The organism is Pseudoclavibacter helvolus (assembly GCF_049707175.1).
Classification (GTDB): domain Bacteria; phylum Actinomycetota; class Actinomycetes; order Actinomycetales; family Microbacteriaceae; genus Pseudoclavibacter; species Pseudoclavibacter helvolus_A.
This window is the reverse complement of the sequence record NZ_JBNAFM010000055.1, coordinates 1-209: the sequence shown is the minus strand read 5'-3', so window position 1 is coordinate 209 and position 209 is coordinate 1. Positions and strand designations below refer to the sequence as shown.

Below are 209 nucleotides of genomic sequence, written 5' to 3'. Positions count from 1 at the left end.
CCACCACAACCCACGCTCCGCCGCGATCTTGTCAGCCCGAGGCTCGTCCCCATCCGGATCCAAATACGACACCCACAACGCGGCCTGCACCTCCAGTGCCTTCGGCGTGGCCGGCTGCTCGTCCTCCGGGTTCAACCCGCACGCCGACGCCACCAACTCCGCCTCCGCCCGCGCCACGTCCTCCACCTCGACACGGTTACGCGTGTGAT

At 68.4% G+C, this 209-nt stretch carries 1 pseudogene; it reads right to left on the bottom strand.

What is annotated here, in order from left to right:
- Positions 1–186: pseudogene (locus ACPYN9_RS17250) on the bottom strand (hypothetical protein); the annotation flags it as partial.
- Positions 187–209 lie beyond the last annotated feature (23 nt).